This is a genomic window from Hymenobacter sp. YIM 151500-1 (assembly GCF_025979885.1).
Taxonomy (GTDB): Bacteria; Bacteroidota; Bacteroidia; order Cytophagales; family Hymenobacteraceae; genus Hymenobacter.
Genome location: NZ_CP110139.1, coordinates 888,221 through 913,392, shown reverse-complemented (window position 1 = coordinate 913,392; position 25,172 = coordinate 888,221). Strand labels below are relative to the sequence as shown.

The following is a 25,172-nucleotide window of genomic DNA, read 5'->3' as shown; positions in this document are numbered from 1 at the left end:
ACGCAAGGATGCGTTTCTACATCGTGGTTTCCTGCTTACCTTCCGGGCCGTTTTTCCCTTCTCCCAGCTGCTATGCCCACATTATTACCCTTATTTCCCGCCCAAACGCTTCCCGCCCCTCTTACTCATTTCGACCCCGCCACTGCCCTGCCCGACTTTGCCGAGCGGGTGCGCCACCTGCGGCGCTGGCAGCAGGCCATCAAGGAAGGCTACGTGCGCAGCCGCAAGGAAGAAGCCTTGCAGGCCGAGTTTCTGAACCTGCTGTTTGGGCAGGTGCTGGGTTACGAGTACGAGGCCACCACCCACCGCCAGCTGCAACTGGAGCTGAAAACCCTCACCGACGGCACCAAGCCCGACGGCGCCCTGGGCGAGTTTGTGGCCGGGCCGGGCGGCGGGCTGGGCGGGCCAGTGCGGGCCGTGGTGGAGCTGAAAGACGCCCGCACCCTGCTCGACGCCAAGCAGCGCGGCGGCGCCGGCAAGGGCCGCCAGGAAACGCCCGTGGAGCAGGCTTTCAGCTACCCCAGCAAGTTTGGCGGGCAGTGCCGCTGGGTGCTGGTCAGCAACTTCGTGGAGCTGCGCCTCTACTCGGCCCAGGACCAGACCCGCGCCGAGGTGTTCAACCTCGAAACCCTGCCCGACCAGCCCGAACAGCTGCGCCGCCTGCTGGCCCTGCTGCGGCCCCAGCACCTGCTGCCCGCCCCCGGCCGCGCCGAGGCGCCCCTGGACGAGGCCTTGCAGCAGCGCCAGCAGGAGGAGCTGAAAATCACCAAGGCCTTTTATAAAGATTACAGCACGGCCCGCCGCCAACTGCTCGACCACCTTATCGAGCAGAACCCGCTGGTGCCGCCCCTGGAGCTGCTTCAGCACACCCAGAAGCTGCTCGATAGGGTGATTTTCGTGTGCTTCTGCGAGGACAAGAACATTATTCCGCGCCTGACCTTCCGGCGCCTGCTCGATGCCGTGCGCCAAAACGTGTTCGACCCGGCCGACGACAAGGTGTACCGCACCGTGCGCGGCCTGTTCCAGAGCATCGACCAGGGCAATGCCCTGGCCGGCATCAACCGCTTCAACGGGGGGCTGTTTGCCCAGGACGCGGCCCTGGATGCGCTGGTAATCAAGGACCGGACCCTGACGCCGGTGATTCAGCTGGAGCAGTACGACTTTGCCTCCGACCTGAACGTGAACATTCTGGGCCACATCTTCGAGCAGAGCCTGTCGGACCTCGAAGCCGAGCGCGCCCGCCTCAGCGGCCTCGCCCACGACCCCCGGCAGGGCAAGCGCAAGCAGGACGGCATTTTCTACACCCCCGAGTACATCACGCGCTACATCGTGCGGCAGGCGGTGGGCGGCTGGCTGCACGAGCGCCGCCGCCAGGCCGGCCTCGACCAGCTGCCCGAGCTGACCGACGAGGACCGGGCCACCATCCGCCTGGGCGCGGGCAACAAGCTGGTGCAGCCCTCCCGCGCCGTGCAGAAGCACATTGCGGCCTGGGAGCAGTATGCGCAGGCCCTGGAGGGCATCCGGGTGCTGGACCCGGCCTGCGGCTCGGGGGCGTTTCTGAACGAGGCGTTTGGGTATTTGCTGCGCGAGGGCCAGCACGTAAACCAGGAGCTGGCCGCCTTGCGCGCCGGGCAGTTCAAGGTGTTCGACCTCGACCGCCACATCCTGCAACACAACCTCTACGGCGTGGACCTCAACCCGGAGTCGGTGGACATTACGCGCCTGAGCTTGTGGCTGCAAACCGCCAACCCCGGCAAGCCCCTCACCTCCCTCGACCACAGCATCCGCTGCGGCAACTCCCTCATCAGTGACCCCGCCGTGGCCGGCCCCCGCGCCTTCGACTGGCAAGCCACCTTCCCCGAAGTATTCGAGCAAGGCGGGTTTGACGTGGTGATTGGGAACCCGCCGTATGGGGCGAAGTTGAGCAAGGTAGATAAGGATTATTTAGCTAACTCTTACCCCAATTCCGGAACTGACACCTACATAATGTTCTGGGAATTATCTGTAAAACTTGTAAAACAAGGCGGTTTGACTGGCTTCATTGTGCCTAACACCTTCCTCGTAACTGAGAACAACGAAAAGATTCGGAAGCTACTCTTTGAAGAAACATCTATTGCTGAAATCTTAGAGCCTTTTGGTGTATTCAGTGATGCTGTAGTCGAAACTGTTGTGATGATTATTCAGAATACTAAGCCGACTAATTCAAGTTTATTCAGAACTGTTATAACTGATAGGGGTAAAGATGATTTTAGCATCAAGTTGGGTAGAGCTACAGTACTTGAATTTAAAAACGAAGAGCTATTTAATAGAGAAAAGCTTCTGTTTAACTATAGAGAAACAAGTACCGAAAAAACCTTGTCAAGTAAGTTAAAAAGGCAATTCTTCACACTCAAACAGTTCGCAAAAATTACCGCAGGAGTAAAGCCATATGAAGTGGGGAAAGGTAATCCGCCACAGACGTCTTCAACTATAGAAGAAAAGCCTTATACAAGCTTTTCAAAGCATGATAGTTCATGGGAGCCTGTTATAAGAGGAACTGATGTTACTAGATATAGTCTGGAATGGAGTGGTGAATATATCAAGTATGGCCCCAACCTAGCAGCGCCACGCAGCCCTCAATCATTCTTCACTGATAAAGTATTCATTCGCAGGACGGATGATAAAATACTTGCCACTTATGATGCAAAAGGATTTGTTGGAATTAACTCTGTGCATTGCTTACAATTGCTTCCTGATAGTGGGCTAAGCTTGTTATATATTCTCTCGTTGCTTAATTCAAAAATTATTGATTGGATTTTCAGTAACGACAACTTCCATATGGTCGGTAAGCCATTAGCGGAAGTCAAAGTCGTCTTTATTGAACGTCTTCCCATTCCCAACATTTCCCTTGCCGAACAGCAGCCTTTCATCACGGCGGCGGAGGCGTTGCTGGCGGGCCATAAGGCGTTGCACGAGGCGGAAGCGGCGGCGGGGCGGCTGGTGCGGGCCGAGCTGGGCCTCACGGCCCCGCTCACCGGCAAGCTGGCCCTTGGGCAGCCCTGGAAAACCTGGAGCGCGGCCCTGGAGAAAGCCCTGGGCCGCAAGCTCACCCTCCCCGAAAAAGGCGAGTGGCTCCCCTATCTCACCGAGTTTCAGGAGCAGCAGCAGGAGCGCCGTGCCGCCCTCCACCGACAGGATGCCGCCCTCGACCAGCTGGTGTACCAGCTCTACCAGCTCACGCCGGAGGAAATTGCCCTGGTAGAAGGCCGCCCCGCGCCGGCATCGGCGTAAATGGGTCGGGAGTTTTTGCAGCTTATTTTTTTATTTCTGAAAAATAAGCTGCAAAAAGTTCGGTGCACATAGCGGCTTCGGGAATGGTGTATGCACCGGGCGGGCGGCCAAAAAGCCGCCCGCCCGGTGCATACACCATTCCCGAAGCCGCTATAATCTTTTATACTCTTCCCTACTTCCCATGCGCTCTGCAACTGCTTTTATCTGGTTTCGCAGCCCTGGCTTTACGCTCGAACAAGCGCAGGCTGCCCTACACGAGCACAGGCTAACGGTACGCCAGGAAGCGGACATGCTGCTGGTACACGACGGCGGCGGCCCGCAGTATCGGGTGTATCTGGACCGGGGCCCCGTGGTGGAGACGCAAATCGCCGAGCTTGCTCACGCTACGCCCTATGCCTCCCGGCTCGCCGGCTACGACCAGTGGCTTGAAGTGGCAATCGACGATTTAGACGAGGCCCTGGACGAGATAAATACCCTGATCATTCTGCAAGGGACCCTGCAAGACGCCACCCAAGGCTACCTCTACCTCGACTGGAACGGAGAAATCAGTCCGCCCTACGCACCCTAGCCCCCTGCCCGCCGCTGCCAGCGTCGCGGCCCATGTCCTCGGGCGAGATGACCAGCAACAGGCGCAGCGAGCCATCCAGGCCCTGGCCGGAGCTGTGAAAGTGCTGTGCAGTTGGGCACAGACACAACCGCCCCGCCGTGGCGGGCGGGGCGGTTGTGCCTGTGGTTATGTCAGTTTATACTTCGTCCTCATCATCTTCGTCGGGTACCTCTATCAGCCCTTCTAGAAATGCGGTGAAGGAGGGAGCCAAGAAGTGAACACCTTCACCATACTCACGGGGTTGAGGCACCAACTCATCATCCTCGAGGAAAGCCGGTGGACGGTAGGATTCGTGAGCGATATAATAGACGCTGCCATAATCCTCGGGTCCGACGCTCAAGCAAAATTGGTCGCCACCGGCTTCATCAGCAAAGGGTATCAAATCCGGATGTAATTGGTCGCGCAAGGATTCCAGGCTGCGTTCCAGGGTATAGGAACCGTGCTGAACAGGCTTGAACTGGTTAATATCTCGCTCCGTGGTGCGGCCATTTTCGCGGCTTTGCAGAAAAGTATTGCGGCGCGGCCACCCCCCATTAACGCGTAGAATGTGCGCTTTATAGTCTTCAGGAAAGACGAAGCCGTATTCTTGCTCAATAGCCCGCAAGTCGGCTGCGGTGGCGGGTGCTTCAGTCCCGGTGAATTCCTGCTGTTCCATTAGTTAGTCGTAGAGCTTGATTCCAAAATATTCGTTGCACTGGTCGCAAGATCCGTAGTGTACAAACGTGTCTTCGTGTGCTTCTTTCTTCACCAATTCCATTGTGCAGGTGCCATAAGGCGGCGGATTGGGATTAGCTTCAAAATCGTCTCGGTGGTGCCACGTATACCCCTTCGGTGGTTGGTCTGCCTTCAGCCCTTGAGCCTTTACTACCTCTGTTAAACCGGCTGCCTTGTTCGCTCGGCGGAAGTCTCCTTTGCGGGAGCCAGCCATTTTGATGACAACAATGTTCTTTTGGTTGCCGGTGGCCGGGTACATATACGACGTGCCCGCAAAAGTAGGCTCGGCGTTAAGAGTCAGTGGCACGCCCTTCGCGTCCTTCCGCGTGCCTGTTACGTTGTAGCTCTTTTGCGCGTCGTATACCGCCACCACTTTTCCGTTGGCATCCGTGCGGTACGTGAAGGGGTTTCCCGCAACGTGGAATTCGGCTTGCCGGTGGTCCTGCAAAAACTTTTTGTTGTTTTTACGGTCCCACCTTCCCTTAATCAACTCCTGCCACTCCTGCGCCGACAGATGCACCTGCTGATGGTCGGGCGACGGATTAGGAATCGGCGCCGGCAGGTGAGGCGGAATGTCAGGGTTGACGGGCGGCGCGGCCGGCGCCGCCGCGCTTACTGGCCGGCCGCTGTAGGCATACTCCCGCGCCAGGGGCGGCACCCACTCCGCACCGCTGCTGGCGTCGCGGCCCATGTCCTCGGGGGAGATGATTAGCAGCAGGCGCAGCGAGCCATCCAGGCCCTGGCCGGAGCTGGCGGTGTGTTAGGCAGAAGCCTACGCAGCACACCTCTTTGAATTACCAGCCGTTGTTACTGTAAGAAAACAAAGTCATCCAAAGCAGACTTTGGCGGGTTCACGTCCGATTCGAGAATTGCGACGAGCATTCCAGGCTTTCGGCGGGTGGTGAACATACGCAGGTAGCGGGCGGGCACAAATTCAATGCCCTCAACATAACTGTGCCCAACTACCACAAACATTCCACGGTTGGCAGAATTTTCCTCGTTGTCCGATAGCTTCCAACGGCCGTTGTAGTTTTTCACTACCACTTCGCCGAGGTACTCCCAGCACTTGCTTCTTAGCAATAAGGCAGTATCGGAAGAATCCTGGAAGCTTACACCCATGTCAAGGACATATCGCTCCAACTCGTAGAGGCTATTTACAGAAAAGTCAAGAGCATACCCAGCTTGCTCAGCTTCTTCTACGAGTTCATCTACGTCGTCTTCCATATTGAGTAGGAAGGCAGCAAATTGGGCTTCTTTTTCGTCTTGACTGAGTTGGTCGAACGCCATTACTAAGGAATTTGAGGACCGAGTTTGTAGGTTGCACCAATGGCATCTAATGCTTTCAGCAAGTTTTTGGATGCACCTTTTTCTAAAATGTATTCTACCTGATATCCACGTTGAATCAGCCATTCATCTTTTTGCAAATCAATTTTGGCTTGATCTGAGTGACTGACTTTTCCTGTTTTCAACTGACCACAATACTCTTGCGAGTCAATAAAAATATCAACCTGCCGCTTGGTATAAGCAGTTTTAAATGTTTTGCTTTCTCCACCCAGCGCGTCACAGTACTCCTTTTCCCGCCGCAAACCAAATTCAGCATTGCGGCTGTTGACATGGAACTGCTTTTCCCAACGGGCGTAGTCCCAAGCGTTGGGGTCGCCTGCATGTTCGCGCTGATAGCGCGCCCAGCGCCACGCTTTGCCTTCGGGTGTACTCTTTGGGGGCTTCTTGCCGGTCAAGTCTACGGGCACATTCGGCGCAGCCGGTACAGCCGCTGCCCGGCCGCTATACGCACACTCCCGCGCCAGGGGCGGCACCCACTCCTCCCCGCTCCCGGCGTCGCGGCCCATATCCTCGGGCGAGATGATCAGCAACAGGCGCAGCGAGCCATCCAGGCCCTGGCCGGAGCTGTCGAACCGCTCGTAGTGGGTGGTGCAGGTGGCGTGGGTAAACCAGACGTGGGCGAAGGCGCTGTCCGGCTGGTCGGGGCGGGCGAAGACCAGGCGGCCCGACAGGGTTTTGTGGGAGTCAGCGGCCCACTGGGTTAGCTCGGGGTAGACTCCGCCGGTCCACAGTTCCACGTAGATGGGGCCTTTCAGAACTTTGCGGCGAGGCCGGCCCCGGTGGTCAACGGGCTGGCGGAAGGCATACTGGCACCAGACTACCCGGTATAGCTTGCCATCGAGATAGAGCAGCGCGGAGAAAGAGGCCATACGGATTGCATAGAGGGAAACGCAAGCAGTAAGGTGTGTGCGGCAGCAGGGGAGCGAGCCGCAAGTATACGGCTATTTCTCAGGGCCCACCCGCTTTTCAGGCGCCCTCCGCGCTGCTATTGCGTAGTGGTGTCTGCCCGGCTTCTGTATCTGCCCCCTATGCCCGACGTTCACCAACCGGGCGCGTGCGACGCGCCCCTACCAGCCCGCCTGCTCCGGTTTCTTACCACGTTTCCGCTGCCCGCTGCCTTGCCCGACCACGTGCAGGCTTACAGCCCCTACCAGGACCCGGTGCCGCGGCAGCTGCTCACCGAGTTTGCCGGGCGCTACTACCCCGGCGAGAGGCCGCGGGTGGCGCTGCTGGGCATCAACCCCGGCCGCCTCGGCAACGGCCGCACCGGCGTGGCCTTCACCGACCCCGTGGCCTTGCAGGACGTGTGCGGCATTCCGAACGAGCTGCCCCGGCAGCGGGAGCCGTCCAGCCAGTTTGTGTACCAGGTGGTAGCGGCCCTGGGCGGACCGACGGCGTTCTACCAGCACTTTTTCCTGGGCTCCCTCTACCCGCTGGTCTTGCTGCGCGAAGGCAAAAACTACAACTACTACGACACACCCGCCCTGCAAACGGCTCTGGAGCCCGCCATCCGCGACTCCTTGCAGCGGCAGGTGCATGAGCTAGGTCTGGCCCGCCACGCCGCCGTGTGCCTGGGCCGCCGCAACGCCCTGCTCCTGCACCGCCTGAACGACGAACTGGGCCTGTTCGAGCAGATTCACGTCCTCGACCACCCCCGCTACCTCATGCAGTACAGGCGCCGCGAGCTGCCCCAGCACGTAGCCCGGTACGTGGAAGTGTTGGGTGAATGTGTTGGAATGTGGCAAATGTGAGTGAATGTGGGGAATGTGTTGGAATGGGAAGCCCCAGCGGGGCGGCATGTTGGTAGCCAAGGTCGAGGCAAAAGAGCAAATGCCCCAGCGGGGTGACACCCGGTCGTGCGGACGCTAGGTGTCGCCCCGCTGGGGCTTTGTTCTAACAGGCGGCTCGGTTTTCTACCGATGTGCCGCCCCGCTGGGGCTATGCCTCACCTGTCACCTGTCACCTCCATCTCCTTATTCATTTCTCACATTCTCCCCACATTTGCCACATTCCAACACATTTAAAAAAATGCCTACCCTTCAAGACCTGATGCGCGTGCTGGAGCGGGCGGCGCCGCTGGCTTACCAGGAAAGTTACGACAATGCCGGGCTACAATGCGGCGACCCGCACCTGGAAGTGCGCGGCGTGCTGCTGGCCCTGGACTGCACCCTGGCCGTGGTGGAGGAAGCCCGGCGCCGGGGTTGCAATGTGGTGGTGGCCCACCACCCGCTCATCTTCCGGCCGCTGAAGCGCCTCACCGGGGCCAGTGAGGTGGAGCAAACCCTGCTCTACGCCATCCGCCACGATATTGCCCTCTACGCCGCCCACACCAACCTCGACAACGTACGCCTGGGCGTGAACCGCAAGCTGGCCAAGAAGCTGGGCCTCCAGAACCTGCGCATTCTGGAGCCGAAAGCGGGCCTGCTAGCCAAGCTGATTACCTACGTGCCGCCCACCCACACCGAGGCCGTGCTTCGGGCCCTCTACCAGGCCGGCGCGGGCCAGGTGGGCGACTATTCGGAGTGCAGCTTCCGGGTGGACGGCACCGGCACGTTTACGCCCGGCGCGGGCACCAGTCCGTATCTGGGCCAGCCCGGCACCCCCGAAACGGCCGCCGAGCAGCGCGTGGAGGTGCTGCTGCCTCTGCACTTGCAAGCGGCGGCCCTGCGGGCCCTGCGCCAGGCCCACCCCTACGAGGAAGTGGCCTACGAAATCATCCGGCTCGAAAACACCAACCAGGACGTGGGCGCCGGCATGGTGGGCGAGTTGCCCGCGCCGCTCAGCCCCCCGGAGTTTCGGGCGCGGCTGCGCCAGGCCCTGGGCGTGCCCGTGGTCAAGCACACCGACTTCGACCAGCCCATCCGCACGGTGGCGCTGTGCGGGGGTGCGGGCAGCTTTCTGATTGGCCGGGCCCGCGCGGCCGGCGCCCAGGCCTACGTGACCGGCGACTTGAAATACCACGAGTATTTCCAGGCTGAGGGACGACTCCTGCTCTGCGACGTGGGCCATTTTGAGAGCGAGCAGTTCACGGGCGAAATCTTCCGGGATTTGCTTACGGCCAACTTTGGGAGTACTTTTGCGCTCTTAACCGCTGAGACCCTCACCAACCCCGTCCGTTATGATTTCTAATCCGTCTACGGAAACCCCCGTTGCCAGCAAGCTGGAAGCCCTTCTGAACCTGCAGCGCATCGACTCGCAGCTCGACGAAATCCGGCGCGTGCGCGGCGACCTGCCCGAAGAAGTGCGCGACCTGGAGGACGAAATTGCCGGCTACGAGGTGCGCGTGAGCAAGTTTGATGAAGAAATTGCCGCCCTCAACGAGCAAATCAAGCAGCGCAAGCAGAACGCCAAAGACGCCGAGGGGCTGATTAAGCGCTACGAAGACCAGCAGCAGAACGTGCGCAACAACCGGGAGTACGAGGCCATTGCCAAGGAAATCGAGTTGCAGAAGCTGGAAATTCAGATTTCGGAAAAGAAAATCAAAGAGGCTCAGTACCAGATTGAGCTGAAGAACACCGAAATAGCCGGCACCAAGCAGAAGCTGGAGGAGCGCAAGAAAGACCTCGACAACAAGAAAGCCGAGCTGGAAACCATCGTGGGCGAAAGCGAAGCCGACGAGCAAAAGCTCATGGACGAGCGCGGCGGCGCCGTGAAGCCCATCGAAGAACGCCTGCTGATGGCCTACACCCGTATCCGCGGCAACGTGCGCAACGGCCTGGCCGTGGTAACGGTGAAGCGCGACGCCTGCGGGGGCTGCTTCAACACCGTGCCGCCCCAGCGCCAGGCCGACATCATCGCCCACAAGAAAATCATCGTGTGCGAGCACTGCGGCCGTGTTTTGGCTGATGTAGAAGCTCGTATTGCGTAAGGGTTTGAGTTAGTGTCTTTTGAAGAAGAACGGCCTCTGTGCCGTTCTTTTTTTGCCTATGAAATTTCTCGCAGTGTTTCGCAGTGGATGGCGCAGTGTTCCGCAGTGGTTGTTCTGGCTGCTGTTTGCCACTGCGAAACACTGCGTTGCCCACTGCGAAACACTGCGAGAAACGTCGTCCGAGCATCTCACCCCCACCCAAGCCCGCGCCTACGCCGAGGTGCTGAACCTACGCCCCGCCCAGGCCCGCGCCCTGCTCAGCGGAAACGGCACCGACGTCGGTACGCTCCTCATCCAGGATTGCCTTAGCATCACGGAGCTGCTGGTGAGCCAGGATGCCAGCCGGTACGAGGCCACCATCAAGGCCCAGAACCAGCGGCTGACCCAGCTGCCCCGCGCCCCCGCCAGCGCCCTGCGCGACTACGCCCTGGCCGAAATCCGCCTGCACCAGGCCGCCGCGCAGGTGGTGTTCGGGCATGAGGTGCAGGGCGCCTGGAGTTTGCGCCAGAGCTACCAGCAGATGCAGCAGGTGGTGCGCCGCTATCCGCAGTACCTGCCGGCCCGCAAAACCCTGGGCATGATGCAGTTCTTTATCGGCTCCTTGCCCGAGGGCTACCGGTGGTTTCTGAAGCTGCTAGGGCTGCCCGGCAACGTAGAGACGGGCCTGTACAACCTGCGCCTGGCCGCCACCCAGCCCAACGACTTCCAACTGGAAGCCCGCCTGCTGCTGGCGTTGCTGGAGGAAACCTACTATAAGAAGCCGGCCGCGGCGCTGCGCCTGGTCGAAACCCTGCAACGCCAGCAGCCGGAAAGTCAGCTGCTGTGCTTTCTGCTCATCAGCCAGCACAAAAAGCAGCACCACACGGCCCAGGCCCTGGCCGCCTACCAGGCCCGCCCCACCGGCCCCGGCTACCTGCCCCTGCCCTACCTGCACCACATGGCCGCCGACCTGCTGCTCTATCAGGGTCAGTACGCGGCCTCCCTGCGGGCCAATCAGCAGTTTCTGCGCGAGTACCAGGGCCAGCACTACCGCAAAGACGCCGCCTTTAAGCTCTACCTGGCCGCGTGGCTGGGAGGCGCCCCGGCCGCAACCGTAGCCGGCTACCAGCGCCAGATCGGGGCCGGGGGCCGCACGGTGGTGGAGGAAGACAGCTACGCCCAGCGCTTTTTTGAGGACGGGCTACCCCTAAACCGCACCCTCACCCGCGCCCGCCTGCAAATTGACGGCGGCTATTACCGCGAGGCCCTGGCCACGCTCGGCACGTTCCGGCCCACGGCCGCCACGCCCCTGCGCGACCGGCTGGAGGCGCCCTACCGCCAGGCCCGCGCCCTGCACCTGCTCGGCCAGCCCGACTCGGCCCGTCTGTTCTACGCCCGCACCATTGCCCTGGCCGGCACCGCGCCCTACTACTTCGCCCCGCAATCGGCCTTGCAGCTCGGCTACTTGTATCAGCAGGAAGGCCAGCGCAACACGGCACGCGTCTACTTCAAAAAAGCCCTCAGCTACCCCCGCCACGAGTACAAGAACAGCACCGACACCAAAGCCAAGCTGGCCCTGAAAGAGTTGGAATAGAACCTGGCGGCAGACTTCTCGCCTATGGCGAGGCGTCTGCCCGCCGACCAATGGGGCAAGTCTCCGGACTTGCGGCCGCGCAGCGGCCATGCGGTACCGCGCCGTTCGAGTCAGTAGCGCGAACCGTAGACAGGCGGGGCCAAGCCCCCGCTTGGCGCATCGTTGTTTGGCTCCCCTGATATTTCGTGCTAGCGTTATTCTGACGCGTCGCGAAGTACAACTTGGCTGCGCCTTCCTACGGTTCGCGTTACATCCTGTGGCCGCGCAACACCCCACCGGCCCGCACCCCCACCCTACCTTTGCCGCGTGCTACCCGTTCCGCTACCCGAGCTGCCCCCTGATTTTCCGGCCCGCGCCCTGCGGTGGGCGGCCGGCTTCGCGCACTGCGCTTACTTTGAGTCCAACGACCTAGCATATCCCAACGGCTCCTTCGACCGGCTGCTCGGTGTGGCGGATGGTGCCCCTGATGCGCCCCGTAGCCTGGCCGAGCTGCGGCAGTGGCTACAGCAACCGGCTGAGGCGGCGCCGTGCTGCGGATTTCTCACCTACGAGGTTAAAAACGAGATTGAGGCTCTGCGCAGTGCCAACGTTTCGGGGCTGGAGTGGCCGCAGCTGCATTTTTTTCGGCCGCACACCTGGCTGCGCTGGCGCTCCGGCGTGGTAGAGCTGCACGGCCACACGGCGGGGGTGCTGGAGGCTATTCTGGCTACGCTGGTGCCCCAGCTGCCGGCGCCCCACGTGCCCGCGCTGCGGCCCCGTATGCCCAAGGCCGAGTACCTGGCTGCCGTTGAGGCCATCAAGGAAGATATTCTCAACGGGGAGGTCTACGAGCTGAACCTGTGCCAGGAGTTCTACGCCGAAGGCGTGCAGCTCGACCCGGTGGACGTGTTTCTCCGCCTGAACGCCGCTTCGCCGGCTCCCTTTGCCGGCTTTGTGCGCCACCATCACCACTACCTGCTCTGCGCCTCGCCCGAACGGTTTCTGGCCCGGCGCGGCTCCCGCATCATCTCCCAGCCTATCAAAGGCACCATCCGCCGCGACTCCACTCCGGCGGCCGATGAAGCCCGGCGCCTGGCCTTGCTCCATGACGAAAAAGAGCGGGCCGAGAACCTGATGATTGTGGACCTGGTGCGCAACGACCTGGCCCGTGTGGCCCAAACCGGCACCGTACAGGTGCCCGAGTTGTTCGGCCTCTACCCGTTCCGCCACGTCTGGCAGATGATTTCGACGGTAGAAGCCCAGCTGCGCCCTGGCGTGGACCTCGTGGACGTACTGCGCGCCGCCTTTCCCATGGGTTCTATGACCGGTGCTCCGAAAATCCGGGCCATGCAGCTTATTGAGCACTACGAGCATACCCGCCGCGGCCTCTACAGCGGCAGCATCGGCTACATCGGGCCCGGCGGCGACTTCGACCTCAACGTGGTTATCCGCAGCCTCCAGTACCGCCAGGACACCGGCTACTTGTCCTTTCAAGTTGGCTCGGCCATCACCTACGACTCAGTGCCGGAGCGTGAGTATGAGGAATGCCTGCTCAAAGCCCAGGCCCTGCTGGAGGTGCTGGGAGTCAGCTTTGGCTAGAAGAACTGGCAACCTCAGCAGCGCGCAGGAGGATGGTTTCAGCTCTTACTCCCCGTTCAGTCCCGCCTGGAACGCCGTCAGGAACTGGCCGACGTGGTAGCCGTCGGCTAGGCCGTGGTGCACGTTGACGGCTACGGGCAGCCAGGTGGCGCCGTTTTCTGCGTAGGTCTGGCCGTAGGAAATCTTGGGGCAGCTGTCGGCGTGGCGGAAGCTGCGGGCGTGGGTAAGGCCGCTGAAGCGCACCCAGGGCAGGGCCGAGCAGTGCACCACATCGGGGCGGGCGGTGGTTTCAGTCAGGCGCAGGCCGCTGCTGGCCTGCACGGCGGCCACCTCCGCCGTAGCCGCCGCCACAAAATCCGCCAGCGTGTCGTGCAGCTCGATAAAGGAAAAGCCAAAGGTGTGGTCGGGGCGGCCGATGGTGGCCGAGGCGTGCACCCGGTCGTAGCAGTACACCTGCCCGTCTTCGATGCGGTAGCGGAACTCGGGCACCTGGTTGGCAGCCCGCAGTGAGTGGTAGAGGTAGTAGAAGAAAAACGACACGCCCAGCCGCTTGGCTTCGGCCAGGGCTTGGGTGCAGTCCACTGGCGCCACCAGGCCAAAAAACGGCTCGTCAAACCCCGAGAAGAAGGCGAAATGCTCGCGGCGGTTCCAGGTGGCCAAGTCAATCTGCTGTTTCATGGGCGGCAAGTTCGGTAACTTTATGCCCTCCCCGGCCCTTCGGCCCGGTTTTTTCGCTGCTGCTTTCCCCATGCCTACTACGCACCTCATTGCCTTCGACGCCGACGACACCCTCTGGCCCAACCAGCCCCACTTCGATCAGGTAGAAGCCCGCTTGTTCGAGATTATGGCCCACTGCGGCGACGCGGCCCGCATCAGCGCCCAGCTCAACGAGGTGCAGCGCCGCAACATGCAGTTGTTTGGCTACGGGGCCAAGTCGTTTATGCTCTCCATGATTGAAACGGCCATTCAGCTCACCGATGGCGCCGTTACGGGCCACGACATCCAGCAGATTCTCGACATGGGCAAGGACCTGCTGCGCTTCCCGATTGAGCCCCTGCCCGGCGTGGTGGAGGTGCTCACCGAGCTGCGCCGCCGCGGCCACCGCCTGATGCTGCTTACCAAAGGCGACCTGTTCGACCAGGAAAGCAAGATTGCCCGCTCCGGCCTGGGCGAGCTATTCGACCACGTGGAAATAGTCAGCGAAAAGGACGACGCCACCTACCGTCGCCTGCTGGCCCGCTACGGCGCCACGGCCGAGGAGTTTGTGATGGTCGGCAACTCACTCAAGTCCGATATCCTGCCGGTGGCGCGGCTGGGCCTGCGGGCCGTGCACGTGCCCTACCACGCCACCTGGATTTTCGAGCACGTAGACCCCGCGCAGCTCGAAGGCCTGCCCTACCACCAAGTCAGCGACGTGCGCGCCGTGCTCGATTACCTGCCTTGAGGTGGTGAAGTGGTGAGTTTGTTGTTTATGCTGCGCGGTTGATGCTAGGCTGTGTGAACAAGTTGCGGAGAGTAGCGGCAAGTAGCCCGTCATGCTTCATCTGGCGTCCGAGGAGCCGGAGGCGAAGTCGAACCGCAGGAAGGCGTAGCCAAGCATCTCGCAAGCGGATGTTGTAGTGGTACTTGTCATGCTGAGCGCAGCCGCAGCATCTCTCCCGCTTCGTTGCTGGTTGATTAGAGTTAGCCAGAGGTAGAAATGCTTCGACTGCGGCTGCGCCTGCGCTCAGCATGACGGTATTTTTTAAGTCATTGTCCACAAACCTCAGCAGAATAGCAACCTCACTATTTCACTACTTCACAATTTCACCATCTTTCAAGCTCTGCCATTCTGTCATTTTAGGCCCGAATCCTCTACCTTTGCCGTTCTCTGAACCGTGAAGCCGAAGCTGCGCTGCATAGCATGTCCCAACCGCTGATTACCCTCGATTTTCTGGATACCCCGGCCCTGCCCACCCCCGCCGTGGACGCGGCCACCCACGCGCACGAGCCCTCGGGTGAGGTGCGCGTAAACCCCGCCACCCGCACGGGCCGGCAGCGCAAGCTCTACATTGAAAGCTACGGCTGCCAGATGAACTTCTCCGACTCTGAAATCGTGTCGAGCATCTTGTTTGAGCAGGGCTTCGACACCACCGAGGAGCTGGAGGGCGCCGACCTGGTGCTGCTCAACACCTGCTCTATCCGCGAGAAGGCCGAGCAAACCGTGCGCATGCGCCTCAAGCAGATCAACGGCCACAAGCGCCGCAACCCCGGCCTGCTGGTGGGCGTGCTAGGCTGCATGGCCGAGCGCCTGAAAAGCAAGTTTCTGGAGGAAGAAAAGCTGGTGGACCTGGTGGTGGGCCCCGATGCCTACCGCGACCTGCCCCGCCTAATTGCGGAAGTGGACGGCGGCCAGAAAGCCGTAAACGTGCTGCTGAGCCGGGAAGAAACCTACGCCGACATCACGCCGGTGCGCCTGAACTCCAACGGCGTGTCGGCCTTCATCAGCATCATGCGCGGCTGCGACAATATGTGTTCCTTCTGCGTGGTGCCCTTCACCCGCGGCCGGGAGCGGAGCCGCGACGCCCACAGCGTGGTGCAGGAAGCCCGCGACCTGGTGGCCCAGGGCTACAAGGAAGTGACCCTGCTCGGCCAGAACGTGGACTCCTACAAGTGGGCTTCGGAAGACGGGCTAGAATCCGTGAACTTCGCCCAGCTGCTGGAGCGGGTGGCCCTGGTGAGTCCCGAGCTGCGGGTGCGCTTTGCCACTTCCCACCCCAAGGACATCACCGACGAGGTGCTGTACACCATGGCCCGGCACGAGAACATCTGCAAGTACATTCACTTGCCTGCCCAGAGCGGCAACTCGCGCATTCTCAAGCTGATGAACCGCACCTACGACCGGCCCTGGTACGAGGAGCGCGTGCTGGCTATCCGCCGTATCCTGGGCCCGGACTGCGCCATCAGCACCGACATGATTTCGGGCTTCTGCTCCGAAACCGAGGAGGAGCACCAAGACACGCTCAGCCTCATGGACTTCGTGCAGTACGACATGGCCTACATGTTTTTTTACTCGGAGCGCCCCGGCACCCTGGCCGCCCGCAAGCTGGCCGACGACGTGCCCCTGGAAGTGAAAAAGCGCCGCCTGGCCGAAATCATTGACCGCCAGCAGCAGCACAGCGCCCTGCGCAACCAGCGGGCCGTGGGCCAGGTGCACCGCGTGCTGGTCGAGAACTTCTCCAAACGCAGCCAAGAGCACCTAAGCGGCCGCAACAGCCAGAATCAGGTCATCATCTTTCCGAAGAAGCACTACCAAAAAGGCGACTACGTGGACGTTCTAGTTCACTCGTCAACGGCTAGTACCCTGCTCGGCGACGCGGTGTAGGGTGATTTTTGGTTAGTGCCCTTCATGAGCAAGCTTGAAAAATTCGTAGCGGTATTGCTCAGTGGCACCGCTGATAAAAACATTGACTTTGCAGCGCTGTGCAGCTTGTTGTTAAAGCTTGATTTTTCGCAACGCATTAAAGGCAGCCACCACATTTTTGCTCGTGCGGGAGTAGAAGAAATCATTAACCTGCAACCGGGCGAAGCGGGCAAAGCCAAGCCTTATCAGGTTAAGCAGGTGCGTGAGTTGCTGATAAAATATCAACTAACTCTGACGCCTGCACCGGCCTTGCGTAGTATCCGTGATACGCCCTCTTCACCTGAAAAATCTGCTTAATATGGACCAGATGCAGCATTATCCGGTTGTCATTTTTTGGAGTGCAGAGGATCAGGCGTTTCTGGCTGAAGTTCCTGACCTCCCAGGCTGCATGGCCGATGGCAAAACTCAGGCAGAGGCTTTGGCTAATGCGGCCATTGTCATTGAAGAGTGGCTGGAAACCGCCCGTGAGCTGAACCGGCCTATTCCCGCGCCGCGTCCTCGGTTGCGTTATGCCTAAAATAACCCGCCCCGCTTTTCGTCTACCCTACGAAAACCAACCACACCTTGACCAACTCCGAAATACAATCTATCAAACAGCGGTTTGGCATCATCGGCAACGCGCCGGCGCTGAACTACGCCATTCAGGTGGCGGCCCAGGTGGCCCCTACCGACATGACGGTGCTGATAACCGGCGAAAGTGGCTCCGGTAAGGAGTCGTTTTCCAAGATCATCCACGCCCTGTCGCCGCGCAAGCACGGGCAGTTCATTGCCATCAACTGCGGGGCCATTCCCGAAGGCACCATCGATTCGGAGCTGTTCGGGCACGAGAAAGGCTCGTTTACCGGCGCCCAGGAGGCCCGCAAGGGCTACTTTGAAGTAACCAACGGCGGCACCATCTTCCTCGACGAAATCGGGGAAATGCCCCTGGGCACCCAAGCCCGCCTGCTGCGCGTGCTCGAAAACGGCGAGTTTATCCGGGTGGGCTCCAGCAAGGTGCAGAAAACCGACGTGCGCGTGGTGGCCGCCACCAATGTCAACCTGCTCGACGCCGTGAGCGAAGGGCGCTTCCGCGAAGACCTGTACTACCGCCTCAACACCGTGCCGATTACGGTTCCACCGTTGCGTGAACGAGGTGAGGATATCTACCTACTATTTAGAAAGTTCGCCACCGATTTTGCCGACCGGTACCGCGTCAAGCCCATTACCCTGACACCCGATGCGGTGCAGGAGTTGCAGCGCTTCCGCTTCCCCGGCAACATTCGCCAGCTCAAGAACGTGGCCGAGCAGATGTCGGTACTGGAAACGGACCGGGAAGTGGACGCCCGCCGCCTGCGCAACTACCTGCCCGCCGAGCAGAGCAGCCGCCTGCCCATGCTGGTGCACGCCGCCGGCACGGCCACTGACGGCGCCGGCAACACCTACTCGGAGCGGGACCTGCTCTACAAGGTGCTCTTCGACATGCGCCGCGACATGACCGACCTGAAGAAGCTAGTATTAGACCTGGCCGGTGGCCAGCGCCCCCAGGAGGCGCAGGAGCTGTTGCGCCAGAACAGCCACCTATTCGGTGGCCTGAGCGTAGCGCCCTACGAAGCCGGTCCGGCCGGGGCCCGGCCCCTGCGCCAGCCCTCCGCCGATGGCAGTGCCACCGAGTACATCCTCACCCCCCGCCCCGCTGACCTCGACCTGGACGACGCGGCCGATTACGAGGAGGAAGCCGCGCGCGTAGAGGACATTCCGCACGAGACCGAAGAAGAAACGCTGTCGTTGGAGGCTAAGGAAAAGGAAATGATAATTAAAGCGTTAAAGAAGCATAACAACAAGCGCAAGTACGCGGCCCACGACCTGGGTATCTCGGAGCGCACCCTCTATCGTAAGCTCAAACAATATGATTTGGAAAATGCGTGATGATAAGCTGCAAGCTACAAGCCGCAAGCTGCAAGCTTCTGTTCTTATGGATTTTAAAGCTTATGGCTTGCGGCTTGTAGCTTGCAGCTTACTAATCAGCTTCCTCAGTGCCTGCGGCGTCTACTCTTTCACCGGCACCAACATTGACCCGTCGGTAAAGACGATTTCCATTCTCACCTTCGCCAACAACGCCAACAACGGCCCTTCCTTTCTGGCGCAGCGGTTTACGGAGGATTTCAAGGACTACTTCCAGCGCAATACCACCCTGCGCCAAGCACCGCGCGACGGGGACTTGCAGTTTGAGGGCCAGATTATTGCCTACGATTTCGCGCCGGCCGCCATTCAGCAGACCGGCGGGCAGGACCAGGCCGGCGTCAACCGCCTGACTATTCAGGTGCGGGTGAAATTCACCAATACCAAGGACTCCAAGCAGGACTTCGAGCAGACCTTCCAGAGCACCCGCGACTTCCCGGCCACCCGCGACATTGCCAGCATCAACAACGACCCGGTGGCCCTGCGCGAAGTGTTCCGCAACATCATCACCGACGCCTTCAACAAGTCCGTCGCTAACTGGTAGCCTCTGGCCGCTGCGGGCTGGTTTCCTGGCCAAATTACCGTATTGTTGCAGGCTACTGCCGGGCCGCCCCGCTCGGGCTGGTAGCCTGCTTTCCTCACCTATTGCCGGGCGGCGCCTGTGGTAGCCGCTCATTGTTAACTTCTTACGCTCATGACCCGCGCGTCGCTACTGCACATCCTCGACCACGTAGGCGAAATTTCGGAGGCCGAGGTGCGGGAGCTGGAACAGCTGGCGGCCGCCTTTCCGTACTGCCAGACGGCGCACGTGCTGCTGGCCAAAGCCGCCCACGACCGGGGCAGCATGCTGGCTGGCCAGCGCCTGCGCCGCGCCGCTACCTACGCCACCGACCGGGAGCTGCTGCGCCAGCTCTTAGAGCAGCCCGCTTCCACGCCCGTCGCGGCCCAGCCTTACCCGCCAGCCCCCGCTGACGCCCCGGCCCCGGCCTCCGACGAGGCGTTTGCAACAGCAGGGCCGGCCCCCGCAACTGTCAGCCCTGTTGCCCCCGAAACGGAACCCGTTGCAGCCAGCCAGAGCGAGGCTATTGAGCCCCAGCCAGCGCCCGAAGCGGACCTTTTCGCGGTGGCGCCCACACCTGAGCCGGAACCTGTTGTCTTTTCCGCTTCCCCGGAGCCGCTCGTTGTGGACGCCGTAGCCGAAGACGACGCAGACGCCCGGACCCAGCCGGAGGCGCCGGCCGCCGCAAAAGGCCCAGCTTCTGACCTCGTTGAGCTGGCTTCAGATTGGGAAGCTAATATAGAGGCGGAAGCACCAGTAAGTGAGGAGGCGGAAGCTCCGGCCACTCTTACCGCTTCGGCAGAAACCGCAGAGCAGGCCGCCCTGGTTGAGCCGACAGCCGCTCCCGAAGCGGCTACCGACGAGGATGTATTGCCGCCCGTAGCGCCGCCCATCCGGCCGCCGGTGGAGGCCGGCATCTCGCGCTTTGAGTTTGGCCTGACGGAGCCCGGCCCGCTGCCCCAGCCGGTGTACCAGCTGCCTGGCTTGGACGAGGAGGCGGCCGAAGTGCCCGTTTTGGCTTCCGCCCCGCCCATCGTCACGGCCCCCTTCCGGGCTGATTCCGACCTGGGCTACGCCCTGGGCGCTGGCAGCCGCCTCGGCTACGACTTGCAGCTCCACGACGATGGCTACACGCTCAACCTCCCGGCCGACGCCTTTTTCGAGCCCGATGCGCTGCTGCTGGCTCATCTGGCAGCGCACCGCCCCAAGCCGACGGCCTCGTCCCTAGACCTGATCAACCGGTTTTTGAAAGCCCAACCCCGCATCAAGACGCCCGCCGGCGTGCCCTTGCCCGCCGAGGAGCAAACCGATTTGTCGGCGCGCAGCACCAGTGCCGGGGGCGGTCTGGCCTCGGAAAGCCTAGCCACGATTATGGTGCGGCAGGGCAAAATCGACAAGGCCATTGAAATATATGAGCGCCTGATGGAGCGGCAGCCCGAAAAAAAGGCGTACTTTGCCGCCCAAATCCAACAATTGCAACAACCTTCGGAGTAGATGTCTTTCACGTATTATTCCCTCATCGGTCTTATTTTGCTCGTGTGCCTGCTGCTGGGCCTCGTGGTGCTGGCGCAAAACCCCAAAGGTGGCGGCATCTCCAGCCAGTTTGGCGCGGGCGGCGCTGCCCAGCTCATGGGCGTGAAGCGCACCGGCGACCTGCTGGAGCGCCTGACCTGGGGCTTCGCCGTAGGCCTGATCCTACTGAGCATGGGTACCCACATGATTGGCGGAGCTTCGCAGGCTGGCCCGGCCCGCAGCGTTAATCAGCAGAAAGCCCTCGAAACCCGTGTTCCGACGACGCCAGCCCCTGGTGCTACTGTTCCAGGTGCACCCGGCGCTCCGGGTGCCGCTGCTCCAGGTGCCGCGCCGCAGTCGGCTCCGAGTGCCGCCCCGGCTGCAGCCCCGGCAACCCAGCCAGCTGATGCCGGTTCTGGTGCGAACCGAAACAACTAACGACAGCAACACCGACTGCTCCCGAAAAACCGGTGGCTCCTGAGGGAGCCACCGGTTTTCTTTTGCCCTGAGATTGTGGCTGTAAGCTACCGCAGCGCCGGTGGAGGCAACGGCAGCCCCGAATTTTGTGGGCAGCCCGCCCCAACCCTGCCGCCAGCCGGGCGTACAGCCGCGCAAGTCGGCCTCTGCCCTGCCCACCCTCTGCCACGCCTGACAGCTTTTGGGTGCAATCCTGACGGAAAAAGCGCCAGAACCGTCCATTCTGTCAGGTTGAGGTGGGCTGGCATGGGAAGTGCAGCACGGCCGGCACCCGCTTAGTTCAAGTAAACCTTTCAACCAAAACGTACAATATGTCGCTTAGCATGAAACCGCTGGCAGACCGCGTTATCATCGCGCCGGCCGCCGCCGAGGAAAAAACCAAATCGGGCATCATTATCCCCGACACGGCCAAGGAAAAGCCCCAGCGGGGCGAAGTGGTAGCCGTAGGTGAAGGCAAAGTAGCCGACAACGGTACCACTATTCAGCCCCAGGTAAAGGTGGGCGACCAGGTGCTCTACGGCAAGTATGCCGGCACCGAGATTACCGTTGATGGCCAGGATTACCTCATCATGCGCGAGTCGGACATCTTCGCCGTACTCTAAAGCTTTTCTTTCTCTCTAAGAATCTACAAACCCGAATAACTGATGGCTAAGAACATCCAATTCGATACCGACGGCCGCGACAAGCTGAAGCGCGGGGTTGACAAGCTGGCTAATGCCGTGAAGGTAACTCTGGGCCCGAAAGGCCGCAACGTGGTTATCGACAAGAAATTTGGCGCGCCCAGCATCACCAAGGACGGTGTAACCGTAGCCAAGGAAATTGAACTGGCCGACCCCATCGAGAACATGGGCGCCCAGCTGGTGAAAGAAGTAGCCAGCAAAACTGCCGACCAGGCCGGCGACGGCACCACCACCGCCACCGTGCTGGCCCAGGCCATTTACACGGCCGGCTCCAAGAACGTAGCCGCCGGCGCCAACCCCATGGACCTCAAGCGCGGCATCGACAAGGCCGTACACGCCGTGGTGGCTAACCTGAAGGCCCAGTCGAAGAAGATTGAAAACTCGTCGGAAATTGCCCAGGTGGGCGCTATTTCGGCCAACAACGACATGGAAATCGGCCAAATGATTGCCGATGCCATGGACAAAGTAGGCAAGGAAGGCGTGATTACCGTGGAAGAAGCCCGCGGCACCGAAACCGAAGTGAAAACGGTAGAAGGCATGCAGTTCGACCGCGGCTACCTCTCCCCCTACTTCGTGACCAACCCGGAGAAGATGGAAGTGGAGCTGGACTCGCCCTTCGTCCTCATCTACGACAAGAAGGTGAGCACCATGAAGGAACTGCTGCCCGTGCTGGAGCAAGTGGTGCAGACTGGCAAGCCCCTGGTTATCATCTCAGAAGACGTGGACGGCGAAGCCTTAGCTACGCTGGTAGTAAACAAGCTGCGTGGTTCGCTGAAGATTGCCGCCGTGAAAGCCCCCGGCTTCGGCGACCGTCGCAAGGCCATGCTGGAAGACATTGCGGCCCTGACCGGCGGCACGGTGATTTCGGAGGAGCGCGGCTACAAGCTCGACTCGGCCACCATCGAGTACCTGGGCCAAGCTGAGAAGATTATCATTGACAAGGACAACACGACCATCGTCAATGGCAAAGGCAACAAGGACGACATTGTGGCCCGCGTAAGCCAGATCAAAGCCCAGATCGAAACTACCACGTCGGACTACGATAAGGAGAAGCTGCAGGAGCGCCTGGCTAAGCTGTCGGGCGGCGTGGCCATCCTCTACATCGGAGCCAGCACGGAGGTGGAGATGAAAGAGAAGAAGGACCGCGTAGACGATGCCCTGCACGCTACCCGCGCCGCCGTTGAGGAAGGCGTGGTGCCCGGTGGCGGCGTAGCCTTCGTGCGCGCCCTCGATTCGCTCGAAAACGTAGATACGTTGAACAGCGACGAGCGTACCGGCGTCAATATCATTCGGACGGCGCTGGAAGCCCCCCTGCGCACTATTGTGGCCAATGCCGGTGGCGAAGGCTCGGTAGTGGTGCAGAAAGTGCGCGAAGGCCAGGGTGACTACGGCTACAATGCCCGCGAGGACCGGTACGAAAACCTGATGGCTGCCGGCATCCTTGACCCGACCAAGGTAACGCGTCTGGCCCTGGAAAACGCTGCCTCCATTGCCGGCCTGCTTCTGACCACGGAAGCTGTCATCTCGGATGAACCCGAAGAAGACAAAGGCCACAGCCACGCCGGTGGCGGCGGAATGAACGGCATGGGTGGCATGGGCGGCATGATGTAAAATCACCGATTGCCGCTGATTCTGCGTTGAGTACGCCGATTCAGACGTTAATAAAAAGCCCCGTTGGCTACGCGCCAGCGGGGCTTTTTGCCTATAAAGTTGTTCGGCAAATCGTCCAGACTACCTCAGCCCATCCTGCTCCATCTGCCGTCCGCTTGCCGAAGCATCTCGCGTGCTGATGTTGCCAAGCTAACGGTCGTGCTGAGCTTGTCGAAGCATCTCTACCGCGGGCTAATCTTATATCGTGAGGACAAAGCAGTAGAGCTGCTTGGCTTCACCTTCCTGCGGTTCGGCTCCGGCTGCGCACCCTGGCTTGATGCGCCATATACTCAACAAGTAAGATGCTTCGCGGGGCTCGGCATGACGGTCTAGCAACCGCTTGAGAAAAGTCGTGGCATCACACCAGTGCCAAAAAGCCCCACTGGCTATTGCCAGCGGGGCTTTTAGCTTATGTCAGAATCAACGCAAAAATCAGCGACAACCGATGATTTAGCCGCGGCCGTGCATCATACGGAACAGCTTGCGGGCAATAGCAATCAATATCAGGCCAGCCAGAATTACGAAGCCGGCAATCAAGCCGAATACTTTCAGGGCGCCCAGCTCTTCGACGTAGGCAGCAATATAGCCCCCGGCAATCTGGGCTACGAAGGGCGCCAGGAACCACACGCCCATGAGCATGGAGGTCAGGGCCGGCGGCGAGAGGCGCGACACCATGGACAGGCCAATGGGCGACAAACACAGCTCGCCGATGGTGTGGAAAAGGTAGGTAGCTAGCAGCCACAATAGGCTGGCTTTGATGCTTTGGTCGGCTACGTCGCCGCCCCGCTGCAATACGGCCCCTACCATAAACAGAAAGCCCACGCCCAACAATACCATACCCAAGCCCATTTTCACAGGAATGCTCAGGTCTTTGCCGCGGCGGCTCAGGTTCATCCAAAGCGCTGCCACCGGCGCCCCCAACAGTACAATAAAGCCGGGGTTTACGGACTGAAACCACGAGGTTGGAATCAGGAAGCCAAACACTTCCCGGTCGATATACTTATCGGTGTAGAGGGTGAGCGACGAGCCAGCTTGCTCAAAGCCAGCCCAGAAGAACACCACAAACAGCGTGATAATGAAGATAACAGCCATGCGGTCGGTTTCTTCCTTGGTCAGCGGCTGCTTCACGGCCGCCGTAGTTGAGCCGTCCTGGCCCTGGCCTTCGGGGTACATACCCACGTCGCCGAGGTACTTGCGCCCCAGCAGGTTAAAGGCCAGCTGTCCGAGAATCATGCCGATGCCGGCGGCCAGGAAGCCGTAGCGGAAGCCGTAGTTGGTAATAACACCGGCGGCGTTTTTGGTGGCAAACAGGTTCTCGGCCAGGTAGCCGCACACCAGCGGGGCCAGGAACGCGCCGGCGTTGATGCCCATGTAGAAAATGGTGAAGGCTGCGTCGCGCAGCGGGTCGCCCTGCTGGTAGAGCTTGCCCACAATGGTAGAAATATTAGGCTTGAAGAAGCCATTACCAATGATGAGCAGCAGCAGGCCCATCATGGTAGGCCAGGGCATACCAAACGCGGCGGCCTGCGTCGATAAGGAAGGCTGCATAAACAAAAACATCTGCCCCAGGGCCATCAGAATACCTCCCGCCAGAATGGCCCGGCGCTGCCCAATGTACTTGTCGGCCAGCCAGCCGCCAATAATGGGGGTGAAATACACGAAGCCCGTGAAGTAGCCATAGATAAGCGAGGCGCTGGCTTCGGGAATACCCAACCCACCTTCCAGAGCAGTTTTGGTCAGGTACAACACCAGCAAACCACGCATGCCGTAGTAGCTGAACCGTTCCCACATTTCGGTGAAGAAAAGCAGATAAAGTCCGGGCGGGTGCCCTTGCCGGGTGGCTGGCTGCTCACTGACAGCGGATGCAGTTTGCATGTAGGGAGAAGAATTGAGAAATGGAGGGAAACAAAAAAACCGCCGGCAACTACCGTGCGGAGCTTGGTAAAGCTACAAAAGATTCCTAACCCTGTGCCAGAGCCCTGCGTTTGCGCGGTGCAGC

General features: G+C 60.6%; 23 protein-coding genes. 17 read left to right on the top strand and 6 right to left on the bottom strand.

The window, feature by feature from the left end:
- Positions 1-72: 72 nt before the first annotated feature.
- Both OIS53_RS03670 and OIS53_RS03665 read left to right on the top strand, forming a co-directional pair.
- Complete coding sequence (locus OIS53_RS03670) at positions 73-3,270, top strand: Eco57I restriction-modification methylase domain-containing protein (RefSeq protein ID WP_264681037.1); 3,198 nt, start codon at positions 73-75, stop codon at positions 3,268-3,270.
- A gap of 181 nt (positions 3,271-3,451) precedes the next feature.
- Positions 3,452-3,838 carry a hypothetical protein gene (locus OIS53_RS03665; RefSeq protein ID WP_264681036.1) on the top strand — a complete coding sequence of 129 codons (387 nt, stop codon included), beginning with the start codon at positions 3,452-3,454 and terminating at the stop codon, positions 3,836-3,838.
- Between the two features lie 175 nt (positions 3,839-4,013).
- Here the strand turns inward: OIS53_RS03665 and OIS53_RS03660 are convergent, their stop codons facing one another.
- The 4 genes from OIS53_RS03660 to tssD form a co-directional block, all read right to left on the bottom strand.
- Positions 4,014-4,532 carry an SMI1/KNR4 family protein gene (locus OIS53_RS03660; RefSeq protein WP_264681035.1) on the bottom strand — a complete coding sequence of 173 codons (519 nt, stop codon included), beginning with the start codon at positions 4,530-4,532 and terminating at the stop codon, positions 4,014-4,016.
- Between the two features lie 3 nt (positions 4,533-4,535).
- A complete protein-coding gene (locus tag OIS53_RS03655; RefSeq protein ID WP_264681034.1) occupies positions 4,536-5,282 on the bottom strand; it encodes an HNH endonuclease in 747 nt (248 codons plus the stop codon).
- A gap of 116 nt (positions 5,283-5,398) precedes the next feature.
- Positions 5,399-5,878: a hypothetical protein gene (locus OIS53_RS03650; protein WP_264681033.1), complete on the bottom strand. Its 480-nt coding sequence runs from the start codon at positions 5,876-5,878 to the stop codon at positions 5,399-5,401.
- 2 nt (positions 5,879-5,880) lie between these two features.
- On the bottom strand, positions 5,881-6,804 hold the full coding sequence (tssD, locus tag OIS53_RS03645) for a type VI secretion system tube protein TssD (protein ID WP_264681032.1): 924 nt from the start codon (positions 6,802-6,804) through the stop codon (positions 5,881-5,883).
- A 159-nt stretch (positions 6,805-6,963) separates the two neighbouring features.
- On the opposite strand from tssD, the gene OIS53_RS03640 reads away from it, so the two are divergent.
- The 5 genes from OIS53_RS03640 to pabB all read left to right on the top strand — a co-directional run bounded on the left by OIS53_RS03640 (position 6,964) and on the right by pabB (position 12,954).
- The gene (locus tag OIS53_RS03640; protein WP_264681031.1) at positions 6,964-7,686 is read left to right on the top strand and encodes a uracil-DNA glycosylase family protein; all 723 of its coding nucleotides are present in this window, start codon (positions 6,964-6,966) and stop codon (positions 7,684-7,686) included.
- Positions 7,687-7,963: 277 nt separating this feature from the next.
- Positions 7,964-9,064 (top strand): Nif3-like dinuclear metal center hexameric protein, encoded by a 1,101-nt coding sequence (locus OIS53_RS03635; protein ID WP_264681030.1) that lies wholly within the window; start codon positions 7,964-7,966, stop codon positions 9,062-9,064.
- Positions 9,054-9,803 carry a zinc ribbon domain-containing protein gene (locus tag OIS53_RS03630; protein ID WP_264681029.1) on the top strand — a complete coding sequence of 250 codons (750 nt, stop codon included), beginning with the start codon at positions 9,054-9,056 and terminating at the stop codon, positions 9,801-9,803. Before OIS53_RS03635 ends, OIS53_RS03630 begins: the two co-directional genes overlap by 11 nt.
- Before the next feature lie 58 nt (positions 9,804-9,861).
- A complete protein-coding gene (locus OIS53_RS03625) occupies positions 9,862-11,376 on the top strand; it encodes a tetratricopeptide repeat protein (RefSeq protein WP_264681028.1) in 1,515 nt (504 codons plus the stop codon).
- A gap of 306 nt (positions 11,377-11,682) precedes the next feature.
- A complete protein-coding gene (gene pabB, locus OIS53_RS03620) occupies positions 11,683-12,954 on the top strand; it encodes an aminodeoxychorismate synthase component I (RefSeq protein WP_264681027.1) in 1,272 nt (423 codons plus the stop codon).
- A gap of 45 nt (positions 12,955-12,999) precedes the next feature.
- Here the strand turns inward: pabB and OIS53_RS03615 are convergent, their stop codons facing one another.
- On the bottom strand, positions 13,000-13,632 hold the full coding sequence (locus OIS53_RS03615) for a chloramphenicol acetyltransferase (protein WP_264681025.1): 633 nt from the start codon (positions 13,630-13,632) through the stop codon (positions 13,000-13,002).
- 70 nt (positions 13,633-13,702) lie between these two features.
- On the opposite strand from OIS53_RS03615, the gene OIS53_RS03610 reads away from it, so the two are divergent.
- The 10 genes from OIS53_RS03610 (at position 13,703) to groL (ending at position 23,134) form a co-directional block, all read left to right on the top strand.
- Positions 13,703-14,398, top strand: a complete 696-nt coding sequence (locus OIS53_RS03610; protein WP_264681024.1) for an HAD family hydrolase — start codon at positions 13,703-13,705, stop codon at positions 14,396-14,398.
- A gap of 459 nt (positions 14,399-14,857) precedes the next feature.
- Positions 14,858-16,318 carry a tRNA (N6-isopentenyl adenosine(37)-C2)-methylthiotransferase MiaB gene (gene miaB, locus OIS53_RS03605; RefSeq protein ID WP_264681023.1) on the top strand — a complete coding sequence of 487 codons (1,461 nt, stop codon included), beginning with the start codon at positions 14,858-14,860 and terminating at the stop codon, positions 16,316-16,318.
- A 24-nt stretch (positions 16,319-16,342) separates the two neighbouring features.
- Positions 16,343-16,654 carry a type II toxin-antitoxin system HicA family toxin gene (locus tag OIS53_RS03600; RefSeq protein ID WP_264681022.1) on the top strand — a complete coding sequence of 104 codons (312 nt, stop codon included), beginning with the start codon at positions 16,343-16,345 and terminating at the stop codon, positions 16,652-16,654.
- A gap of 1 nt (position 16,655) precedes the next feature.
- Positions 16,656-16,874, top strand: a complete 219-nt coding sequence (locus OIS53_RS03595) for a type II toxin-antitoxin system HicB family antitoxin (protein ID WP_264681021.1) — start codon at positions 16,656-16,658, stop codon at positions 16,872-16,874.
- Between the two features lie 47 nt (positions 16,875-16,921).
- A complete protein-coding gene (locus tag OIS53_RS03590) occupies positions 16,922-18,262 on the top strand; it encodes a sigma-54 interaction domain-containing protein (RefSeq protein ID WP_264681020.1) in 1,341 nt (446 codons plus the stop codon).
- Between the two features lie 46 nt (positions 18,263-18,308).
- The gene (locus OIS53_RS03585) at positions 18,309-18,839 is read left to right on the top strand and encodes an LptE family protein (RefSeq protein WP_264681019.1); all 531 of its coding nucleotides are present in this window, start codon (positions 18,309-18,311) and stop codon (positions 18,837-18,839) included.
- Between the two features lie 150 nt (positions 18,840-18,989).
- Positions 18,990-20,348 (top strand): hypothetical protein, encoded by a 1,359-nt coding sequence (locus OIS53_RS03580; protein ID WP_264681018.1) that lies wholly within the window; start codon positions 18,990-18,992, stop codon positions 20,346-20,348.
- The gene (gene secG, locus OIS53_RS03575) at positions 20,349-20,804 is read left to right on the top strand and encodes a preprotein translocase subunit SecG (protein WP_264681017.1); all 456 of its coding nucleotides are present in this window, start codon (positions 20,349-20,351) and stop codon (positions 20,802-20,804) included. It begins immediately after the preceding gene.
- Positions 20,805-21,154: 350 nt separating this feature from the next.
- Positions 21,155-21,445: a co-chaperone GroES gene (groES, locus tag OIS53_RS03570; protein ID WP_139517014.1), complete on the top strand. Its 291-nt coding sequence runs from the start codon at positions 21,155-21,157 to the stop codon at positions 21,443-21,445.
- Between the two features lie 42 nt (positions 21,446-21,487).
- Entirely contained in the window at positions 21,488-23,134 is a 1,647-nt protein-coding gene (gene groL, locus OIS53_RS03565; RefSeq protein ID WP_264681016.1) for a chaperonin GroEL, read from the top strand.
- A 489-nt stretch (positions 23,135-23,623) separates the two neighbouring features.
- On the opposite strand, the gene OIS53_RS03560 is transcribed toward groL, so the two are convergent.
- Positions 23,624-25,048 (bottom strand): peptide MFS transporter, encoded by a 1,425-nt coding sequence (locus tag OIS53_RS03560; protein WP_264681015.1) that lies wholly within the window; start codon positions 25,046-25,048, stop codon positions 23,624-23,626.
- Between the last annotated feature and the right edge of the window lie 124 nt (positions 25,049-25,172).

Coding starts and splice junctions, on each gene's coding strand:
- OIS53_RS03625 (WP_264681028.1), top strand. CDS start 9,862: ATGAAATTTCTCGCAGTGTTTCGCAGTGGATGGCGCAGTGTTCCGCAG.
- OIS53_RS03615 (WP_264681025.1), bottom strand. CDS start 13,632: ATGAAACAGCAGATTGACTTGGCCACCTGGAACCGCCGCGAGCATTTC.
- miaB (WP_264681023.1), top strand. CDS start 14,858: ATGTCCCAACCGCTGATTACCCTCGATTTTCTGGATACCCCGGCCCTG.
- OIS53_RS03665 (WP_264681036.1), top strand. CDS start 3,452: ATGCGCTCTGCAACTGCTTTTATCTGGTTTCGCAGCCCTGGCTTTACG.
- OIS53_RS03600 (WP_264681022.1), top strand. CDS start 16,343: ATGAGCAAGCTTGAAAAATTCGTAGCGGTATTGCTCAGTGGCACCGCT.
- OIS53_RS03670 (WP_264681037.1), top strand. CDS start 73: ATGCCCACATTATTACCCTTATTTCCCGCCCAAACGCTTCCCGCCCCT.
- secG (WP_264681017.1), top strand. CDS start 20,349: ATGTCTTTCACGTATTATTCCCTCATCGGTCTTATTTTGCTCGTGTGC.
- groL (WP_264681016.1), top strand. CDS start 21,488: ATGGCTAAGAACATCCAATTCGATACCGACGGCCGCGACAAGCTGAAG.
- OIS53_RS03630 (WP_264681029.1), top strand. CDS start 9,054: ATGATTTCTAATCCGTCTACGGAAACCCCCGTTGCCAGCAAGCTGGAA.
- tssD (WP_264681032.1), bottom strand. CDS start 6,804: ATGGCCTCTTTCTCCGCGCTGCTCTATCTCGATGGCAAGCTATACCGG.
- OIS53_RS03580 (WP_264681018.1), top strand. CDS start 18,990: ATGACCCGCGCGTCGCTACTGCACATCCTCGACCACGTAGGCGAAATT.
- OIS53_RS03610 (WP_264681024.1), top strand. CDS start 13,703: ATGCCTACTACGCACCTCATTGCCTTCGACGCCGACGACACCCTCTGG.
- OIS53_RS03585 (WP_264681019.1), top strand. CDS start 18,309: ATGGATTTTAAAGCTTATGGCTTGCGGCTTGTAGCTTGCAGCTTACTA.
- OIS53_RS03635 (WP_264681030.1), top strand. CDS start 7,964: ATGCCTACCCTTCAAGACCTGATGCGCGTGCTGGAGCGGGCGGCGCCG.
- OIS53_RS03640 (WP_264681031.1), top strand. CDS start 6,964: ATGCCCGACGTTCACCAACCGGGCGCGTGCGACGCGCCCCTACCAGCC.
- OIS53_RS03655 (WP_264681034.1), bottom strand. CDS start 5,282: ATGGGCCGCGACGCCAGCAGCGGTGCGGAGTGGGTGCCGCCCCTGGCG.
- OIS53_RS03650 (WP_264681033.1), bottom strand. CDS start 5,878: ATGGCGTTCGACCAACTCAGTCAAGACGAAAAAGAAGCCCAATTTGCT.
- groES (WP_139517014.1), top strand. CDS start 21,155: ATGTCGCTTAGCATGAAACCGCTGGCAGACCGCGTTATCATCGCGCCG.
- OIS53_RS03560 (WP_264681015.1), bottom strand. CDS start 25,048: ATGCAAACTGCATCCGCTGTCAGTGAGCAGCCAGCCACCCGGCAAGGG.
- OIS53_RS03595 (WP_264681021.1), top strand. CDS start 16,656: ATGGACCAGATGCAGCATTATCCGGTTGTCATTTTTTGGAGTGCAGAG.
- OIS53_RS03660 (WP_264681035.1), bottom strand. CDS start 4,532: ATGGAACAGCAGGAATTCACCGGGACTGAAGCACCCGCCACCGCAGCC.